This is a genomic window from Silvania sp. (assembly GCF_051656365.1).
Taxonomy (GTDB): domain Bacteria; phylum Pseudomonadota; class Gammaproteobacteria; order Enterobacterales; family Enterobacteriaceae; genus Enterobacter; species Enterobacter hatchlandensis.
Genome location: NZ_JBOGBT010000092.1, coordinates 52,996 through 71,236 on the forward strand (window position 1 = coordinate 52,996; position 18,241 = coordinate 71,236).

Annotated in this window: 17 protein-coding genes; 7 read left to right on the forward strand and 10 right to left on the reverse strand. The window is 53.8% G+C overall.

Features of this window, described 5'->3' with window-relative positions:
• Nucleotides 1-279: 279 nt before the first annotated feature.
• On the reverse strand, nucleotides 280-480 hold the full coding sequence (locus ACRDD5_RS17515; protein ID WP_438677507.1) for a hypothetical protein: 201 nt from the start codon (nucleotides 478-480) through the stop codon (nucleotides 280-282).
• A 338-nt stretch (nucleotides 481-818) separates the two neighbouring features.
• On the reverse strand, nucleotides 819-2,339 hold the full coding sequence (locus ACRDD5_RS17520) for a sensor domain-containing diguanylate cyclase (RefSeq protein WP_438677508.1): 1,521 nt from the start codon (nucleotides 2,337-2,339) through the stop codon (nucleotides 819-821).
• A 534-nt stretch (nucleotides 2,340-2,873) separates the two neighbouring features.
• Here ACRDD5_RS17520 and ACRDD5_RS17525 point away from each other — a divergent pair.
• Entirely contained in the window at nucleotides 2,874-3,074 is a 201-nt protein-coding gene (locus ACRDD5_RS17525) for a glycogen synthesis protein GlgS (RefSeq protein WP_271283595.1), read from the forward strand.
• Between the two features lie 733 nt (nucleotides 3,075-3,807).
• On the opposite strand, the gene ACRDD5_RS17530 is transcribed toward ACRDD5_RS17525, so the two are convergent.
• Nucleotides 3,808-3,939 (reverse strand): DUF977 family protein, encoded by a 132-nt coding sequence (locus ACRDD5_RS17530; RefSeq protein ID WP_438677509.1) that lies wholly within the window; start codon nucleotides 3,937-3,939, stop codon nucleotides 3,808-3,810.
• Between the two features lie 252 nt (nucleotides 3,940-4,191).
• Nucleotides 4,192-6,237, reverse strand: coding sequence for a peptidyl-dipeptidase Dcp (gene dcp / locus ACRDD5_RS17535; RefSeq protein ID WP_438677510.1), 2,046 nt, complete (start codon nucleotides 6,235-6,237; stop codon nucleotides 4,192-4,194).
• 153 nt (nucleotides 6,238-6,390) lie between these two features.
• On the opposite strand from dcp, the gene ydfG reads away from it, so the two are divergent.
• Both ydfG and ACRDD5_RS17545 read left to right on the forward strand, forming a co-directional pair.
• Nucleotides 6,391-7,137 (forward strand): bifunctional NADP-dependent 3-hydroxy acid dehydrogenase/3-hydroxypropionate dehydrogenase YdfG, encoded by a 747-nt coding sequence (gene ydfG / locus ACRDD5_RS17540; protein WP_271283597.1) that lies wholly within the window; start codon nucleotides 6,391-6,393, stop codon nucleotides 7,135-7,137.
• 91 nt (nucleotides 7,138-7,228) lie between these two features.
• Nucleotides 7,229-7,915: a GntR family transcriptional regulator gene (locus tag ACRDD5_RS17545; protein WP_438677511.1), complete on the forward strand. Its 687-nt coding sequence runs from the start codon at nucleotides 7,229-7,231 to the stop codon at nucleotides 7,913-7,915.
• Between the two features lie 42 nt (nucleotides 7,916-7,957).
• Here ACRDD5_RS17545 and ACRDD5_RS17550 read toward each other — a convergent pair whose 3' ends face one another.
• The 5 genes from ACRDD5_RS17550 to ACRDD5_RS17570 form a co-directional block, all read right to left on the reverse strand.
• Nucleotides 7,958-9,418 carry a mannitol dehydrogenase family protein gene (locus ACRDD5_RS17550; RefSeq protein ID WP_438677512.1) on the reverse strand — a complete coding sequence of 487 codons (1,461 nt, stop codon included), beginning with the start codon at nucleotides 9,416-9,418 and terminating at the stop codon, nucleotides 7,958-7,960.
• 313 nt (nucleotides 9,419-9,731) lie between these two features.
• Nucleotides 9,732-11,117, reverse strand: a complete 1,386-nt coding sequence (locus ACRDD5_RS17555; protein WP_438677513.1) for an MFS transporter — start codon at nucleotides 11,115-11,117, stop codon at nucleotides 9,732-9,734.
• 53 nt (nucleotides 11,118-11,170) lie between these two features.
• Complete coding sequence (locus ACRDD5_RS17560; protein ID WP_438677514.1) at nucleotides 11,171-12,187, reverse strand: Zn-dependent oxidoreductase; 1,017 nt, start codon at nucleotides 12,185-12,187, stop codon at nucleotides 11,171-11,173.
• Nucleotides 12,188-12,198: 11 nt separating this feature from the next.
• Nucleotides 12,199-13,413 (reverse strand): D-mannonate dehydratase ManD, encoded by a 1,215-nt coding sequence (gene manD / locus ACRDD5_RS17565; protein WP_438677515.1) that lies wholly within the window; start codon nucleotides 13,411-13,413, stop codon nucleotides 12,199-12,201.
• A 110-nt stretch (nucleotides 13,414-13,523) separates the two neighbouring features.
• Nucleotides 13,524-13,850 (reverse strand): YnfA family protein, encoded by a 327-nt coding sequence (locus tag ACRDD5_RS17570; RefSeq protein ID WP_271283667.1) that lies wholly within the window; start codon nucleotides 13,848-13,850, stop codon nucleotides 13,524-13,526.
• A 151-nt stretch (nucleotides 13,851-14,001) separates the two neighbouring features.
• Here ACRDD5_RS17570 and ACRDD5_RS17575 point away from each other — a divergent pair, with 151 nt between their 5' ends.
• Nucleotides 14,002-14,340 (forward strand): DUF1283 family protein, encoded by a 339-nt coding sequence (locus ACRDD5_RS17575; RefSeq protein ID WP_271283668.1) that lies wholly within the window; start codon nucleotides 14,002-14,004, stop codon nucleotides 14,338-14,340.
• Between the two features lie 39 nt (nucleotides 14,341-14,379).
• On the opposite strand, the gene ACRDD5_RS17580 is transcribed toward ACRDD5_RS17575, so the two are convergent.
• Complete coding sequence (locus ACRDD5_RS17580) at nucleotides 14,380-15,090, reverse strand: YnfC family lipoprotein (protein ID WP_438677519.1); 711 nt, start codon at nucleotides 15,088-15,090, stop codon at nucleotides 14,380-14,382.
• A 106-nt stretch (nucleotides 15,091-15,196) separates the two neighbouring features.
• Here ACRDD5_RS17580 and ACRDD5_RS17585 point away from each other — a divergent pair, with 106 nt between their 5' ends.
• The 3 genes from ACRDD5_RS17585 to ACRDD5_RS17595 form a co-directional block, all read left to right on the forward strand.
• A complete protein-coding gene (locus ACRDD5_RS17585; RefSeq protein WP_438677516.1) occupies nucleotides 15,197-15,502 on the forward strand; it encodes a DUF1161 domain-containing protein in 306 nt (101 codons plus the stop codon).
• 151 nt (nucleotides 15,503-15,653) lie between these two features.
• Nucleotides 15,654-18,092, forward strand: a complete 2,439-nt coding sequence (gene ynfE / locus ACRDD5_RS17590; protein WP_438677517.1) for a selenate/tellurate reductase subunit YnfE — start codon at nucleotides 15,654-15,656, stop codon at nucleotides 18,090-18,092.
• A gap of 10 nt (nucleotides 18,093-18,102) precedes the next feature.
• The coding region (locus tag ACRDD5_RS17595; RefSeq protein WP_023223136.1) for a 4Fe-4S binding protein at nucleotides 18,103-18,241 on the forward strand (139 nt) is incomplete at its 3' end.

An 18,241-nucleotide genomic window follows, 5' to 3' on the forward strand; every position in this document is an offset into this window, starting at 1 on the left:
ATTATCAAGCCCACCCGCAGATGAGCTTTGGAATGGCTTATTCATCTGGATGAATATCGATGCATTACTCTTTCCCCTGCTCAAATTGGTCACGTGCTGCGGGGTATTAGTGAATTTTCCCATACGATGCATATCTCACCTCAGGACATTGCCGGGGTGCTGTACATGAAGGGATTCAGGCTCTCCGGTTGCTGAACGACAAAGCAGATGATGGGAATTCAGGGAGCCTGAAATAGAAAAGGCCCACCGAAGCGAGCCCTATAATGTGTGCGGGTGCTATTACTGAGCGGTACTGGGGTCCTTCAGGAGTATCTCAACAATTCGTGCCTGTTCATCAACGATGATAAGCACTGACTCATTCCCCACAAAAGCCATCAAATTATCTTCTTCAGAGATGATCCGGCAGGGCATTCCCAGCAGCTCTTCAACAGATGTTGTGGCTTTCCAGGGCCAAGGAATTGGACGATTATCTTTTGTCATAAGTTCTCCGTTTAGCAGGTGCAAATGTCATGACTTCCCTTTGAGCCTACTAGACTTTTCGCATAACGGAGCCTCTGAAACGATAAAACCCGCTTAAGGGCGGGTTTCTCAACGTTAAACATACCGTGTGCAACATCAGAATGAAAAAACACAGACTCGGGAAACGTAAATGACTCACAACTGAAACATAAGCCATCTGGGTGGGTGTTATCTGTTTCAGCCGCACCTCTGCCACCGCTCGCGGGGAGTCGCCTGCTAACCCTTCACGTAGGGGGCTATTTTATCTGCTTTGCCAGAATTAGTTTATGAGCGATTATCTTCAAACAGAACATTGCTTTCTATAAATCATTTGCAAGCATATAACAATTACGTCCTTTTCGTTTCGCATCATATAACGCTTTATCTGCTCTGGCTAAAGTCATCTGCATTCCATTTTCCATATCCAACTCAGCCTGTGTCATTTGGGTGATGCCAATACTAACCGTGAATTTTATAGCCTGACCATTAAATAACACTTTCTCGCTTTCAAATCTGGTACGAATTCGCTCTGCAATTTCACATGCCGACTCCTGAATTGCATCAGGCATAGCAACAATGAATTCCTCTCCACCAAAGCGTACTGCAAGATCACTCGAACGAATCATCACAGGTATAATATCACCGACAACTTTCAGAACTGCATCTCCACCATCATGGCCATAAACATCATTGATTTTTTTAAAAAAATCCAGATCCATACTTAATAGCCATAGGGGACGTCGATGTCGTTTCGCAATGTTGCATGTATCTCTGGCCCATTCGAAAAAATAACGACGATTTGCCAGCCCAGTGAGTAAATCATACCGTGCTTCTCTATCAAGCCTCTGCCTTTGCAATGCGTTAGTATGTATATAATGCAGTAGTAACCACTGTGTTATGCTAATCACTATTATTGCTATTACAGTCCATAACGCCTGAAAATACCAACCATGAAAAATATCACTTTCCGACAATCCAACGGCCAATACCCACTTCCTGTCATTCAGATTAATAAAAACGCCGATCCGGGGGATGCCATCCACTGGGGATGTATAATGATGGACCAGGGCTGAGTCATTAGCAAACTCTAACAGGTATGTTAATTGTGGGTTGGAGTGAGGGGCCTCTTTAACAGTGTTGGCCCCCATGCGAGCGAGTTGAACTGCATTGTCGCGGTCGAAAACAGCCATTGCTCCTTCAGGGCCAAGTTCAAAACCTTCTCTTTCCATTGTTCGAAACATCTCATCCAAAGAATGAGAGTTTAAAATACCCACTATCCCTCCAAGATATCGTCCTTGAGGGTCGCGTACAGCACGGTAAAGCACGAATCCAGTTAAATTTGGATCGGCCCCTTTGCTTTGCCAGTAAAACAAATGCTCGGTTGTCTCATTGCGTCGGAGATTTTTAAATAAAATACTTTGGCGGAAACTCGCCAGGGAGTGAGTGGTTGCATCGAGGGCATTTTCAAGAGGAAAGAGCGCCTGCGTAGATACAAAATCCCCATGCTCATTAAAAACAATTACACCATCCAACCAAGGTCGTTTAAGTTCTTCAATCAAAAATGCATCTGCATCATCAATTGTAACAGTGTGATTTAATAAAATAGCATTGCCAATAACTCGCATCTGGTAGCGCATGGCATCCAAACTAGTTTCAAAAGATTCCGTTTTTAATAAAGATGTATTACGAAGAATTTTCTCAGCATTATTTTCAATGTATGATCTCTGATACATTAGATGACCAATAAGAATGCCTGCCTGAAGAACAATCAGCAAACAAAGAAACATCCTCTTCACATTTAAATTAGAAGAAGTAAAAAAATCATTAATTCGCATTCGCATGTTTCATCCAGCTTCACTTCATACGCAGAACATCCTCCCTGATAATTCCTTACCTTCCTGCCCGTGTCAAGAAGGCAATTAACCACAACTATTATCGCATAATCAACAATGACAACACCAATACTTCAACCATTAAAAAACACCAATCTATTTACATCCATATGAATAATTACCACATCGAAGCATTATGAAGATTAAAACAATTAAACGCCTGTCATTATTTGAATTAACCAACGGGGATGTCATTCACTTTTCAACTTACCTTTAACCTTCTATTATTACTCCGAAAATAGAGTTGAAAGGCAATGGGTGTATCAAGATTGTTTATGCATTAATACTTGCGCCCCTGTCATTTACTACGCGCTAATGAGCAGTTCGCATGCCACGATTTGTTATGCGCTTATAAGCCTGTAGTTGTCTGGTGACGATTTCTGACCTACTTGTGCTGCCGGAATGCTCACGCCTACGCTTTTTTGAGCCATACTTACAATAGCCGCATTTTTCTTTTTGGTTCGTCTGGCAGAGGAGGAATGTATGCAGTTAGTTAGTGAGAAGGGTGTTGTGTCTTCCCGGGATTTAGATTTTCTTGCATCTAGCTTCGCCCGGATGCGCTTGCAAGGCCGACATCTATGCACGGATGCAATAACCGGCAACATGGATGAAGACTGCCGGCTGTGGTTCCTTAACCGTTACGACTTTTACATTGAACAGCTAAAAGATAAGGAACTGCAGTAGTAACCACAGGCCGGGTGGTGATAGCTGCCCGGCAATCACTTTAAAGTAAGACAGAGCTGTAGAGGGCCGCCATCGCAGACAGTCCACACTCCGGCAACGACTTTATAAACCTCATACTTCCGCCCTTCGAAGCCATCCTGTCCACCGAAAACAGCGAGGCGATCAGCATTGCGCCCCCACCAGCAGCGGCGATGAGTTTGTTACGCAGGCTACTAATGGCAGACACCTATAGCAAGTAGATCGCCCACTAAAAACGGGGATTGAAAGACCCCATTACTTTTGTAAAAGTAAAAACTACGTCTAAGGAAGGCCAACAAAAACAAAAGTCTAAGCACAACATGGAACTAAATAAAAACTAAAAAATACGAAGTAGACGGTTTTATTGTTGTTTCACTCCCTTCAAAAGGTGTTTCTATGGCTACCTGCCCAAAATGTTTCAGAACTATTACCAATTACCATTGCCCTGACTGCGAAGAGAAAGAGCGATCCAAGATTAGGTTTGATTTCACTCCCAACCCCACGACATATAGACACCCATCACCGAGTAATCCGTATCCAGACAACCATGGAGGCGGTATTGGTTATGGTGGGAAGAAGCCGCCAGCCACTACGGGTGAAATAATATTCAATGTCATTGCAGCCATCGTAATTATTAGTATTTGCCTGTTTGTTGCTTACCAGGTGATGATCTCGGCTTAAAAAACGCATTGCCTCACATATAACGCCGGAAATTCTAAGCGGTGGAGCGGTGCAGGCCGAACTTTGCTACATCGTCGCCAGTAGTCACACGCCCTGCATCGTTCACCAGCCCGATCATCCGATTGATGATTTGCTGGCGTTCGTCATGCGTCTTTGGTCTCGGCATTGCCCATCTCCGCATTCACCAGCTGATGCACGAGGTTCTTGTGGCGGCCAACGACGCGAGCAGCATCACGCAATTTCTCCAGGTTGGCCAGCTTGTTCCTGGTGCGGCGGATTTCGCGGGAGATCATCCGAACCGTCGGAACAACCAGCTTTCGCAGAATTTAAGGATTCAGTTTGGAGAAGTTTTGGAGAGGAATAAACAGGACAAAAAACCGGGCATCATGCCCGGTTCTGTTTTCAACCTAAAAAAGCCCTACGCACTCAACCCGCGATTCACCAGCATCGGCTCGATCTTCGGATCGTGCCCGCGCCACGCGCGATAAAGTTCAGCTAAATCAGTACTATTGCCGCGAGACAAAATCGCCTCGCGGAATTTCTGGCCGTTTTCACGGTTCAATCCGCCCTCTTCCACGAACCATTGATAGCCGTCATCGGCCAGCATTTGGGTCCATAAATAAGCGTAATAGCCCGCTGCATAACCGCCGCCGAAGATATGGGCGAAGTAACTGCTGCGATAGCGCGGGGGAATGGCCGGAAGCAGCAACTGCTCGCTGTCCAGCGCGGCGGTTTCAAATGTCTCGACATCGTCTGGCGCTTCGCTGGCGGTTACCCCATGCCAGTTCATATCCAGCAGGGCCGCCGCCAGCAACTCTGTCATGTCGTAGCCTTTATTAAACTGGGTGGCGCTGAGCATTTTCTCGCGCAAATCCTCAGGCATCGGTTCCCAGGTTTGATAGTGCCGGGCATAGTGGGCAAACACCTCTGGGTGGCTGGCCCAGTGTTCGTTAATTTGCGACGGGAATTCGACAAAATCGCGCGGTGTATTGGTGCCGGAGAGCGTGGCAAAACGCTGGCTGGCAAACAGTCCGTGCAGGGTATGACCAAACTCGTGGAACAGAGTAATCACATCATCCCAGGAGATCAGCGCGGGCTGGCCTTCCGCGGGTTTTTGGTAGTTGCAGACATTGTAGATCACCGGACGAGCCCCAGACTCATGGGACTGTTCAACGAAGTTGCCCATCCACGCCCCGCCGCCTTTCGAATCCCGGGCGAAGAAGTCGCCGTAAAACAGCGCCATCCCTTCCCCATTGTTGTCGAGTATTTCCCAGACGCGCACGTCCGGGTGATAGACCGGAATGTCCGTCCGCTCGACAAAGGTAATGCCGAACAGCTGGGTCGCTGCCCAGAAAACGCCGTCGGTCAGCACCGTATTAAGGGCAAAGTAGGGTTTAACCTGCGATTCATCGAGAGCATATTTCGCCAGCCGCACGCGCTCGGCATAAAACGACAAGTCCCAGGCCCGAACGGTAAAGCGGGCCTGCTCATCGTCGATCACCTTCTGGATATCGGCCTGTTCCTGCAGGGCACGTTTGCGCGCGGCCGGGACGATCCCGCGCATAAACTGCAGTGCGGCTTCGGGGGTTTTCGCCATCTGATCGGCGATTTTCCAGCTCGCGAAGTTAGCAAAGCCCAGCAGTTCCGCCTGTCGCGCGCGCAGCGCAACCAGTCGACGCACCAGCTCTCGGGTGTCGTTGGCATCGTTTTTTTGCGTGCGCAGCCAGCCTGCGTTAAACAGATTTTCTCGGGTCTGGCGATCGCGCAGCTGCTGCAGCGCAGGCTGCTGGGTGGTGTTCAGCAGTGGAATCAACCAGCGATCGGTAAGCCCTTTATCGGCAGCGGCCTGCGCGGCGGCCGCTTGTTCCGCCGGGCTCAAACCGTCCAGCTGATGGCGATAATCCACCACCAGCCCACCGGCTTTATCTGCCGCCAGCAGGCGCTGGTTAAACTGGCTGGTCAGCGTGGCCGATTCCGTATTGAGCGCTTTCAGTTCTTGTTTTTGTGCGTCTCCCAGCCGGGCACCGGCCAGAATAAAACGCTGATGCAGTTCCTCAATCAACCGCAGAGACTCGGCATCCGCTGCCTGCGTCTGTCGCACATGGTAAATAGCATCCACCCGGGCAAAAAGCGCGTCATTCAACCAGATATCATTGGCAAGTGCCGCCAGTTCAGTTGAGACGGCCTCCTCCAGTTCTTGCAGATAATCATTGGTATGCGCCGAGGTCATGGCAAAAAAGACGTTGCTCACCCGGCTCAGCAGTTCACCGCTGTTCTCCAGCGCCAGCACGGTATTGGCAAAATCCGGAGCGTCAGTCGAACCCGCAATTACCGCGATTTCATCGCGCTTCTGGCGGATCGCCTCATCAAAGGCCGGACGGTATTGATGGTCGTCGATCAGATCAAAACGCGGTGCCTGGTACGGCAGCGTGCTGCGTGCTAAAAAGGGGTTAGTGCCAGACATATCAGACTCCGGAATATGATGAATCTCACCAGAGTAGGTCAGCCCGCCCTGCGCTGCAATCTCCGCGACGGTTGCGGTGCGAAAAGTCGCCTTACCCTGCGTCAGATCACATGCTATGGTAGTACTACACAAAAAGCGTTGAGGAACAGTGACATGATTATTTTAGTTACCGGGGCGACCGCAGGTTTTGGTGAAAGCATCACGCGTCGCTTCGTTGCCAACGGGCACAAAGTGATTGCCACCGGCCGCCGTCAGGAGCGTTTGCAGGAGCTGAAAGACGAGCTCGGCGACAGCATTCTGACCGCGCAGCTGGACGTGCGTAACCGCGCCTCCATTGAAGAGATGCTGGCTAATCTGCCCGCTGAATGGCAAGCCATCGACGTACTGGTGAATAACGCCGGGCTGGCGCTGGGTCTTGAACCTGCGCATAAAGCCAGCGTCGAAGACTGGGAAACGATGATCGACACCAACAATAAAGGGCTGGTGTACATGACCCGCGCCGTGCTGCCGGGAATGGTCGAGCGCAATCGTGGTCACGTGATCAATATCGGCTCCACCGCCGGAAGCTGGCCATACGCGGGCGGCAACGTCTACGGTGCAACCAAAGCCTTTGTGCGTCAGTTCAGCCTTAACTTGCGCACCGACCTGCATGGCACGGCAATCCGCGTGACCGATATCGAACCGGGTCTGGTGGGTGGCACTGAGTTTTCCAATGTCCGCTTCAAAGGCGATGACGCCAAAGCGGGTAAAACCTATGAAAACACCGACGCACTAACTCCGGAAGATGTAACGGAAGCCGTCTGGTGGGTGGCGACGCTGCCGAAGCACGTCAACATCAACACCCTTGAAATAATGCCGGTAAGCCAGAGTTTTGCTGGTCTGAGCGTGCATCGCGGCTGATCTTTCCTCGCCCGGCCTGCGGGTCGGGTATGGGATGCCCGCGAAAAGAATGGTAGTATTTACTGGTTAACTCTCTGAGAAATCACATCGAATGGCCGTTGAATCGCAACTCAATCCGACCCAACCTGTTAATCAGCAAATTTACCGTATTTTGCGCAGCGACATTGTTCACTGTCTGATCCCGCCGGGTACCCCGCTGTCTGAAAAAGAGGTGTCGATCCGCTTCGACGTCTCTCGCCAGCCTGTTCGCGAAGCCTTTATTAAGCTTGCTGAAAACGGCCTGATTCAGATCCGTCCCCAGCGCGGCAGCTACGTAAACAAGATTTCACTCTCGCAGGTCCGCAACGGCTGTTTTGTTCGTCAGGCCATAGAATGCGCCGTCGCACGTCGCGCCGCGAACCTTATCGACAGCCATCAGTGTTACCTGCTTGAGCAAAACCTGCATCAGCAGCGCATCGCCATTGAGCGCAAACAGCTGAATGATTTCTTCCTGCTGGACGATGAGTTCCATCAGAAGCTGGCGCAGATTGCCGATTGCCAGCTGGCATGGGACACCATCGAGAACATCAAAGCGACGATGGATCGGGTACGCTATATGAGCCTCGATCACGTCTCGCCGCCGGAGATGCTGCTCCGTCAGCATCACGATATTTTCAGCGCGCTGGAAAAACACGATGCCGATGCAGTGGAAAAAGCGATGACCGTGCATCTACAGGAAATTGGCGAATCGGTGCAGTTAATTCGGCAGGAAAATAGCGAGTGGTTTAGCGAAGAGTAGCCGTAAAAATGAATGCCGCCACGGCGGCGGCATTCGACAGCATTAGCCCGCGATGTACTGCGCCACCGTGGCTTTTGCCCCTTTCTCCAGCAACGTCAGATACGCCGCTGTGACTGCCTCAACAAAAGTCGCGTCCTGCGGCAGTTCATTACCAAAAATCGCCTCGATGCCCATCAACGCCTTCACGCGTGATGCCCCTTCGGCGCTGCCCTGCACTGCCTGCTGGATCATCGGTAGCAGTGGATCGCACACCTCGATGGCTTCACCGCGCTCATCCACACCCCCGACATAGCGCATCCAGCCTGCCACGCCCAGCGCCAGCAGCGGGAAGGGCAGCTGATGTACTCGATGCCAGCACACGGAATCCAGCATACGTTGCGGTAGCTTCTGGCTCCCGTCCATCGCGATCTGCCAGGTGCGGTGACGCAGCGCCGGATTGCTGTAACGCTCGATCAGCAGATCCGCATAGCGACCCAGATCGACGCCAGTGACTTTCAGCGTCGGTGCCTGCTCGTTCAGCATCAGGGCATGCGCAGCGCGACGGTAGTTGGCGTCTTCCATGCAGTCATTAATGTGCTGATAGCCCGCCAGGTAGCCCAGATACGCCAGGAATGAGTGGCTGCCGTTGAGCATACGCAGCTTCATCTCTTCGAACGGGATCACGTCGGCCACTAGCTCGGCGCCTGCTTTCTCCCACGCCGGACGACCGGCAACAAAATTGTCTTCTACGACCCACTGACGGAACGGTTCGCAGGCCACACCTGCCGGATCGCGCACGCCGGTGATTTGTTCGATTTTGTTCAGGGTATCGGCAGTAACGGCGGGCACAATACGGTCAACCATTGTCGACGGGAAGGTGACGTGGGTTTCGATCCAGTCGGCCAGCTCGCTATTAACCGCGCGAGCGTAGGCGCAGGTGACATTGCGCATCACATGACCGTTCTCGGGCATGTTGTCGCAGGACATTACGGTAAAGGCAGGCAGGCCCGCCGCTTTACGCCGCGCCAGCGCTTCGACCACCACGCCAACGGCGGAGCCCGGCTGGTGCGGGTTATTCAGATCGGCAGCGATCAGCGGATGATCGAGCATCAGCTGTCCGGTTGCAGGGGCGTGGCAGTAGCCTTTCTCGGTGATGGTCAGCGAGACAATCGCAACCTGCGGCTCACACATCGCCGACAGCACCGCTTCCAGACCATCGACCTGCGCATGCAGGGCGTGCTTCACCACCCCGACAACCCGCGCAGTCCAGGCATCGGCGGACATTTCTGCCACGGTGTAGAGATTGTCCTGGGCTTTGAGGTCCGCAATCTGCTGCTCACCGCCAATCAGGTTGACCTCGCAAAAACCCCAGTCGCTGCCGTGTTCGGCGGCAAGAATATCGGCATACACCGCCTGGTGCGCACGATGGAAAGCGCCAAAACCCAGATGCACTATTTTAGGCTTCAGGTTATCGCGGTTGTAGTGAGGCAGGGTTGCTTGCGCATGGAATAACGGATTTTTCATGATAGTACTCGTTAAATTGATTAAGCGACGATCCTGGCCGGTGTTCTGCAGTGCAGTTACGCCTCATGGCACCACCGACCCACTAACCCAACTAGAATGGCAGTAGGTATAAAAACTGATGCCGTTAACCATACTGATTGTTGATGTTGATATTTTGATTTACGATAACTTTTTGCCATCTGGTGTGACATCAATTAAAAGTTGTGTGACAACATCCAGAATTAGCCTCAGGGCTGTATACCACTCTTCCTGCTGTCTGTTGCAAGGGTCTAAAAAAATGACTCCCCTGCGGGTGCAGGAGAGTCAGTGTGGATCAGGAAATAGCGCTATGGTTGCCGCGCGGATTGACGCCCGCTACACGAGGTTTGTCTTCTGCGGCATCGTCCAGGGTGCTCAAATCACGGTCGCACACTTCAGGCATCAGGATCGCAGAGATCAGCCCGATCAGCGAATAAACCACCATCATCACCGCAATTGGCCACCATGAGCCGGTCATATTACAGAAGATCCCCGCCAGTAATGGGCCGAACCCGACTGCCACCAGACCCCCGGCCTCTTTCGAGATCGCCATCCGGGTAAAGCGGTTACGTGAGCCAAACATTTCTGCCATGGTGATGTTCTCCAGGGCAAATAATCCCAGCACCGCAAAGTTGTGAATAATGATAATCGAGGTCATGATCACCCCCGGCGAATATGCGTTATCCACAATAATCGACAGCATCGGGTACGCCAGAATAATGGCGGAGATATTCAACACAATATAGGGTAAACGACGACCTATTTTATCGGACAGCCAACCCAGTAGCGGAATGGAAATAAAGCCGAGGATGGAGCTGATCATTAACGCATCGGTGGGAATGCTTTTGTTAAACAGCAGGGTCTGGACCAGATAACCGGCAAGGAAGGTCTGAATCAGACCGGAGTTACCCGCCTGACCAAAGCGTAGGCCGGTCGCCAGCCAGAACGATTTGCTCTTGAACATCGCTCCCAGGGTGCTTTCCCGATCGTCAGACTGCACGGGAGCATCTTCCGCATTGACCTGCTCAAATACCGGACTCTCTTTCAGGTTCATGCGCAGCCAGATAGCAAAGATCATGACGACCACGCTTGCGAGGAACGGCACACGCCAGCCCCAGGCCACCAGTTCTTCACGATCGAGGAAGAAGAACATCGCCGCCCAGATCGCCGTGGCGCTCAGGGTGCCACAGTTGGTGCCCATCGCCACCAGCGAAGAAATGATGCCGCGTTTCCCTTTCGGCGCATACTCCGCCAGCATGGTGCCCGCGCCGGAGATTTCTGCCCCTGCGCCCAGCCCCTGGACAATACGCAGTGTCACCAGCAGTACCGGCGCAAAGATGCCAATCTGGGCGTACGTCGGCAGCACGCCGATCAAGGTAGTACAGATCCCCATCATGGTGATGGTGATAAACAGCACCTTTTTACGCCCAATCCGGTCGCCCATTTTGCCGAAGAAAAACGCGCCGACGATACGGGCGATATAGCCCGCGCCATAGGTGCCCATCGCCAGAATAAGCGCCATCGCGGCGGACTGTTCCGGGAAGAATATCTCGTGAAAAACTAATGCTGCGCCCAGCGAATAGAGCTGGAAGTCCATAAATTCTAACGCGGTGCCCAGCCACCCCGATACGGCGGCTTTGACCAGGTCAGATGTGCTTCTTTCATGTTGTACTTGAGTCATAATGGCTATCTCAACAGGGTAAGATGCGTACCGCTAAACCGCATTCATTGTTATTAAGAGAACGTCAGTAAAACCTTGCAGCACTGCCGCTGGTCTTTTTCGAACAGTTCAATTGCGTTTTTAACATCTTTATAATCAAAGGTATGGGTAATGAGTTTGTCCGGGTCGATCAGCCCTTTCTCCAGCCAGTCGATAACCACCGGGAATTTATTGGCATTCAGGCGTGACGAGAAAATCGACAGCTCTTTGCCGGTGATGCCCTGCTGCACGATCTGGCTCGGTTCGCTGGAGAAGCCCATCAGCACGATGCGTGCGCCTGGGGACGCCAGGGTAATCGCCTCCTGCAGAATGGTTGGATGGCAGGCTGCATCGACAATCAGGGTCGGCTTAATGCCCTTCTCATCCAGCACCGCCTGCAGAGACTGGTTGCCATTGTTGATTACCCAGTCCGCGCCGCTGCGCTGGGCCATCGCCAGACGCTCTTCAATGCGGTCGACCACAATCACCTGCTTGACCTGATAAACGCCTTTCAGCGCCTGCACCGTCACCAGCCCCATCGGGCCCGCACCATAAACCAGGGCTATATCCTGCTCGGTCGGGTTAACGTGTCCGGTGACGTTGGCGGCAATGGTGAAGGGCTCGACCATCACCGCGTGCTTGTCGCTGATGGCATCCGGAATGACCTTCGCATTTTTAGCCGGTACCGCAGCGTATTCGCTGAAGCCGCCGTCACGGTGCACGCCCAGCACCACCAGCGAGGCGCAGACGTTCGGCTTGCCCACCGAGCACTGATAGCAATGGCCGCAGCTGATCACCGGATCCACCGAGACGCGCTGGCCCAGACGGACGCTATCCACGCCCTCGCCGACCGCATCGATCACGCCAAAGAATTCATGGCCGATCACCCGTGGGTATTTGGCGAACGGGTTGTGCCCGCGATAAATGTGGCTGTCGGAGCCGCAGATCCCGGCCAGTTTGACGTTGACGCGCACCTCGCCCGCGGCGGGCACTGGCAGCGGGCGATCTTCGATCACCAGCGCATTCGGTTGTTGAACAACGATACTTTTCATTTTCTGCTCCGTTACCAGTTCCACAGGGTGCCGTCTTCCAGACGGGCCACCGGCAGATACGCAGGGTCGTAGGGATATTTCGCGGCCAGTTTTTCATCAAATTCGATGCCCAGCCCAGGCTTATCACCCGGGTGCATGTAGCCGTCGTCAAAGGTCCAGTTGGTGTGGAAGACTTCCAGCATCTGCTCGGAATAGCCCATGTACTCCTGCACGCCAAAGTTCGGCACCCACAGGTCAAAGTGCAGCGCTGCCGCGTGGCAAATTGGGGAGAGATCCGACGGACCGTGAGAGCCGGTACGCACCTGATACAGCGAGGCGAAGTCAGCAATCCGACGCATCCCGGTGATCCCCCCCGCATGGGTAATGGTGGTGCGGATATAGTCGATCAGCTGCTCTTCAATCAGCTGTTTGCAATCCCAGATGCTATTGAACACTTCCCCTACCGCAATCGGCGTTACCGTGTGCTGACGGATCAGGCGGAAGCACTCCTGGTTTTCTGCCGGGGTGGGGTCTTCCATCCAGAACATGCGGTACTGCTCGATGCTTTTGCCGAAGCGCGCAGCTTCAATCGGCGTCAGGCGGTGGTGCATGTCATGCAGGAGATGTTCATTAAAGCCATACTTGTTACGCACGGCGTCAAACAATTTCGGGGTAAAATCGAGGTACTTTTCGGTTGACCACAGCTGTTCATCCGGCCAGTTGCCTTTGGTCGCGGGTTCGTACGCCAGCCCTTTTCCTTTAGACATGCCGTAGGTGGTTTTCATTCCCGGCACGCCGCACTGAACGCGGATCGCCTTGAATCCCATCTCTTTATGACGGGCGTAATCTTCCAGTACGTCGTCGATGGTGTGGCCGGTGGTGTGGCAATAAACCATCACCCCTTCACGGGATGCGCCACCCAGCAGCTGATACAGCGGCATATTCGCGGCTTTCGCTTTGATATCCCACAGTGCCATATCGATGGCGGAGATCGCCGACATGGTGACCGGGCCACGACGCCAGTACGCGCCTTTATAGAAAAACTGCCAGATATCTTCGATACGGTGGGCATCGCGGCCAATGAGCTGCGGGCAGAGATGATCTTTCAGATACGAGGCCACGGACAGTTCGCGTCCGTTTAAGGTGGCATCACCCAGGCCGACAATTCCCTCGTCGGTGGTGATTTTCAGTGTGACAAAGTTGCGCCCTGGACAGGTTACAAAAACTTCAGCCCCTACAATTTTCATTTTCCGGTTCCTTACATCTTTTGCTGTGATGCAGGAAACTTACGCAATTACCCTACTACCATACAAGTATGATGATCAAAAAATATATACCGGATCACAGAATGAGGCGCTCATGCGCGCCCCCAGCCTGCCACGATGATTAACATTCCGCACAACGCCACCGCAGCGCCCGCCCAGTCGTACAGGCTTAATTTGACGCCATCAACCACGCGCAACCACAGCAGCGCCGTGCAGACGTACACCCCGCCGTACGCGGCATAAACGCGGCCGCTCGCCGCCGGATGCAGGGTTAACAGCCAGACAAACAGGGCCAGCGCCACCCCGGCGGGAACCAGCAGCAGAACGGATGCGCCCTTCTTGAGCCACAGCCACGGCAAAAAGCAACCGACGATTTCGCAAAGCGCGGTGGCAAAAAACAGCAGAGTTGTTTTAAGCATATTTAACATTGAGTGAGGACAGGTTCAGGTATGATACCCGAATCTGCCCGAAACATTTCCCTGGCGCGTCTGCGGATATGCCTGACAAACGGAATGGCGTAGAATGGGCGACAGGTCATTTATTTGTCCTCCACTCAAAAAGGAGATTGTTATGAGTACAGTGCGCACCCGCCTGTGCCTGGCGGCGATGCTGACGCTGGGAAGCATGGTCATTACCGCCCCGGTACTGGCGAATACCAGCAAACTGGTGATTGAGTCCGGCGACAGCGCCCAGAGCCGTCAGAACGCGGCCATGGAAAAAGAGCAATGGAATGACACCCGCAGTCTGCGCAATAAGGTGAATACCCGCGTGGAGAAAGAGTGGGATAAAGACGATGTGGCTTTTGATGTCCGCGATAAGTGCCAGCAAAGCGCCAACGTGAATGCCTACTGGGAACCTAACACCCTGCGCTGTCTCGATCGCCGCACGGGCCGCACGGTTGCTCCCTGATCGCCGTGAACTCTGACCGCGCAGCCCGCTGCGCGGTTGTTAGTAGTATTCAATACTGTTTTCGATGGTGTACTTCCGCTCCACCGCCGGCTTCACGCTCTCATCCACGATCAGCAGCTCGCACTTCACCGGGTTGTCATGACTGTCGTAATCACAGGTCTGTTTCACACTGCCCAGCGGTTTTTCATTCAGCATACTGACGGCGGTGTAATCCATGCGTTTGCGCTTATCGACTGACGGCGTGGCTGCAATCGACAGATGCTGATCGCCTAAAACGCTGGTTTTGCCCAGCGGGTAGCCGTCAGCATCGTAGCGGTAGCTCACCTGTATATTTTTTCCGTGCGCGCTGACGATAAAGCCGTTGTCATCGGTATCCCACGACAGACCCGACGCGGCCATCTCCGCCAGCTGGCATTTACCCTGCAGGCGCAGCTTTTTCTGCCGGGTTTCGGCATCCAGATAGTAGTTAGCGTCCAGCACCAGCGCGATACCCGAGTTCGACTCCAGGTCATGTAGCTCAAGGCTATCGAAGCAGCCTTCGGTCGACAGACTTCCGCTGACACGCTTCGCCACGTCTCCTTTCTCGTTAAACAGGGTCTGGCTAAAATCCTTCACCGGCCCGCGCAGGGGATCAAAATCGAACTCATTGGAAAAGCTCGCCATTTCTGGCGTAAACGACAGCGGCGCAGTGGTGTTGTCACACCCCGCCAGCAGACCTGCCAGGATAACAATGACGGCGTGTTTATTCACATGGCTTACCGAAAAAGGAAGATAATTCTCAATCATATTAGCAAATACAGTCCTTTATATTAACCCTGCTAAAATTATAGTCACACACAGTCGTAAGGAGGCAGAGATGAAAAGGTTACCCTGGATTACTGCACTTTTGCTGGCGGGCATTGCCCCTGCCGCGCTGGCGGCACCGGATACCTGCGAGCGGATCAAGAGCGACATTCAGCAGCGGATTATCAACAACGGCGTACCGGAGTCCGGCTTTACGCTGAACATTGTACCGAACGATCAGGCCGATCAACCCGATGCTCAGGTGGTGGGCCACTGCGCCAATGACACCTTTAAAATCCTCTATACCCGTACCAGCAGCGGCAACTATCCGGTCAGCGGCGCGGCCTCGCAGGGCAAGGCGCCAACTGAACCGCAGTGAATTTTATCCCCCGTCATCGCGGGGGAATGCCCTTCGCCTTGATATAAATTAATATTATCTACCTCTTTCCAGGTAAAACTCGCTCTCCATTAGCCTGCTTCTAATCACGGCTAAAACGTGTTCACCAACGATGAACGTAATGGAGTGAGTCATGTCAGAAAATGAACATAGCGGCGGGATCAGCCGCCGTACCCTTGTCAAATCTACCGCCATTGGATCCCTTGCGCTGGCTGCAGGCGGTCTGTCACTGCCCTTTGGATTACGTCCTGCCGCCGCTGTAGTGCAAAAAACCCTGCAACCCGCCGCCGATAAAGTGGTCTGGGGGGCCTGCTCGGTCAACTGCGGCAGCCGCTGCGCCCTGCGTCTGCACGTGCGCGACGATGAAGTGTACTGGGTCGAGACGGACAATACCGGGGACGATATCTACGGCAATCATCAGGTGCGCGCCTGCCTGCGCGGACGTTCCATTCGCCGCCGCATCAACCATCCCGACCGGCTGAACTACCCGATGAAACGGGTGGGCAAACGCGGTGAAGGCAAATTTGCCCGCATCAGCTGGGATGAAGCCTTAGACACCCTGGCCACCAGCCTCAAAGGCGTGGTGGAGAAATACGGTAACGAAGCGGTCTACATTAACTACTCCTCCGGCATCGTCGGCGGCAACATAACCCGCTCCTCGCCGTATGCCTCGTTGGTGGCGCGGCTGATGAACTGCTACGGCGGCTTCCTTAGCCATTACGGCACCTACAGCACCGCCCAAATCGCCTGCGCCATGCCCTACACCTACGGCAGCAACGACGGTAACAGCACTTCCGACATTGAAAACAGTAAGCTGGTGGTGATGTTCGGCAATAACCCGGCGGAAACACGCATGAGCGGTGGTGGGATAACCTACTATCTGGAACAGGCGCGGGAACGCTCGAACGCGCGGATGATCGTTATCGATCCGCGCTATACCGATACCGCCGCCGGACGGGAAGATGAGTGGATCCCCATCCGTCCCGGCACCGACGCCGCGCTGGTGGCGGGCATCGCGTGGGTGTTGATCGCGGAGAATCTGGTCGATCAACCGTTCCTCGATAAATACTGCGTCGGCTATGACGAAACCACCCTGCCGGAAGGCGCTCCGGCTAACGGCCATTACAAAGCCTACATTCTGGGTCTCGGCGACGATGCCACGGCCAAAACGCCGGAGTGGGCATCCCGCGTGACCGGCATCCCGGCCGATCGCATCATCAAGCTGGCGCGGGAAATCGGCACAGCCAAACCGGCCTATATCTGCCAGGGTTGGGGTCCGCAGCGTCAGGCCAACGGCGAGCTGACCTCGCGTGCCATCGCGATGCTGCCAATTCTTACCGGCAACGTCGGGATTAACGGCGGCAACAGCGGCGCGCGCGAATCGACATATACCATCACCATCGAACGCATGCCCCTGCCGGACAACCCGGTCAAAACACAGATCTCCTGCTTTAGCTGGACCGACGCTATCGCCCGCGGCCCTGAAATGACCGCCACCCGCGACGGCGTGCGCGGCAAAGAGAAGCTTGACGTGCCGATCAAGTTCATCTGGAACTATGCGGGCAACACCATCATTAACCAGCACTCGGACATCAACAAAACCCACGACATTCTGCAGGACGAGAGTCAGTGCGAAACGATCGTGGTGATCGACAACTTCATGACCTCGTCAGCGAAGTATGCCGATCTGCTGCTGCCCGATTTAATGACCGTCGAACAGGAAGACATCATTCCTAACGATTACGCGGGCAACATGGGTTACCTGATCTTCCTCCAGCCGGTGACCGCGCCTAAATTTGAACGCAAACCTATCTACTGGATCATGAGCGAGCTGGCAAAACGCCTTGGGCCGGACATCCATCAACAGTTCACCGAAGGCCGCACTCAGGAACAGTGGCTGCAGTATCTGTACGCCAAAATGGTGGCCAAAGATGCGCAGCTTCCCTCTTACGAGGCGCTCAAAGAGATGGGCATTTACAAGCGCAAAGATCCGAACGGGCATTTTGTCGCCTATAAGAAATTCCGCGATGACCCACAGACCCATCCGCTGAAAACCCCGTCCGGCAAAATCGAAATTTATTCGAGCCGCCTCGCAGATATTGCGGATAAGTGGGAGCTGGAGAAGGACGAAACCATCAGCCCGCTGCCGGTGTATGCCTCTACTTTTGAAGGCTGGGATGCGCCCGACCGCAGCCAGTTCCCGCTGCAGCTGTTCGGTTTTCACTACAAGGCCCGCACCCACTCCAGCTACGGCAACGTGGATGTGCTGCAGGCCGCCTGCCGTCAGGAAGTGTGGCTCAACCCGGTGGATGCCGCCTCGCGCGGGATTAAAAACGGCGACATGGTGCGGGTGTTCAACGCTCGCGGCGAGCTGCGTATTCCGGCGAAAGTGACTCCGCGCATCATGCCGGGCGTCAGCGCCATGGGCCAGGGGGCGTGGCATACGGCGGACATGACCGGCGACCGCGTCGATCATGGTTCCTGCATTAATACCCTGACCACGCACCGACCTTCCCCGCTGGCGAAGGGCAACCCACAGCACACCAATCTGGTGCAAATCGAGAAGGCATAAGGAGTAGCCGATGACCACTCAGTATGGATTTTTTATTGATTCCAGCCGCTGCACCGGGTGTAAAACCTGCGAGCTGGCGTGCAAGGATTACAAGGACCTGACTCCGGACGTCAGCTTCCGCCGCATCTACGAGTACGCGGGCGGCGACT

What these genes read in the sequence shown, in the direction of transcription:
- ACRDD5_RS17570 (WP_271283667.1), bottom strand. Translation starts at nt 13,850, where the DNA reads ATGCTTAAAACAACTCTGCTGTTTTTTGCCACCGCGCTTTGCGAAATC.
- ACRDD5_RS17585 (WP_438677516.1), top strand. Translation starts at nt 15,197, where the DNA reads ATGAAAAGGTTACCCTGGATTACTGCACTTTTGCTGGCGGGCATTGCC.
- ACRDD5_RS17555 (WP_438677513.1), bottom strand. Translation starts at nt 11,117, where the DNA reads ATGACTCAAGTACAACATGAAAGAAGCACATCTGACCTGGTCAAAGCC.
- ydfG (WP_271283597.1), top strand. Translation starts at nt 6,391, where the DNA reads ATGATTATTTTAGTTACCGGGGCGACCGCAGGTTTTGGTGAAAGCATC.
- ACRDD5_RS17530 (WP_438677509.1), bottom strand. Translation starts at nt 3,939, where the DNA reads ATGCCGAGACCAAAGACGCATGACGAACGCCAGCAAATCATCAATCGG.
- manD (WP_438677515.1), bottom strand. Translation starts at nt 13,413, where the DNA reads ATGAAAATTGTAGGGGCTGAAGTTTTTGTAACCTGTCCAGGGCGCAAC.
- ACRDD5_RS17515 (WP_438677507.1), bottom strand. Translation starts at nt 480, where the DNA reads ATGACAAAAGATAATCGTCCAATTCCTTGGCCCTGGAAAGCCACAACA.
- ACRDD5_RS17560 (WP_438677514.1), bottom strand. Translation starts at nt 12,187, where the DNA reads ATGAAAAGTATCGTTGTTCAACAACCGAATGCGCTGGTGATCGAAGAT.
- dcp (WP_438677510.1), bottom strand. Translation starts at nt 6,237, where the DNA reads ATGTCTGGCACTAACCCCTTTTTAGCACGCAGCACGCTGCCGTACCAG.
- ACRDD5_RS17520 (WP_438677508.1), bottom strand. Translation starts at nt 2,339, where the DNA reads ATGCGAATGCGAATTAATGATTTTTTTACTTCTTCTAATTTAAATGTG.
- ACRDD5_RS17545 (WP_438677511.1), top strand. Translation starts at nt 7,229, where the DNA reads ATGGCCGTTGAATCGCAACTCAATCCGACCCAACCTGTTAATCAGCAA.
- ynfE (WP_438677517.1), top strand. Translation starts at nt 15,654, where the DNA reads ATGTCAGAAAATGAACATAGCGGCGGGATCAGCCGCCGTACCCTTGTC.
- ACRDD5_RS17550 (WP_438677512.1), bottom strand. Translation starts at nt 9,418, where the DNA reads ATGAAAAATCCGTTATTCCATGCGCAAGCAACCCTGCCTCACTACAAC.
- ACRDD5_RS17525 (WP_271283595.1), top strand. Translation starts at nt 2,874, where the DNA reads ATGCAGTTAGTTAGTGAGAAGGGTGTTGTGTCTTCCCGGGATTTAGAT.
- ACRDD5_RS17575 (WP_271283668.1), top strand. Translation starts at nt 14,002, where the DNA reads ATGAGTACAGTGCGCACCCGCCTGTGCCTGGCGGCGATGCTGACGCTG.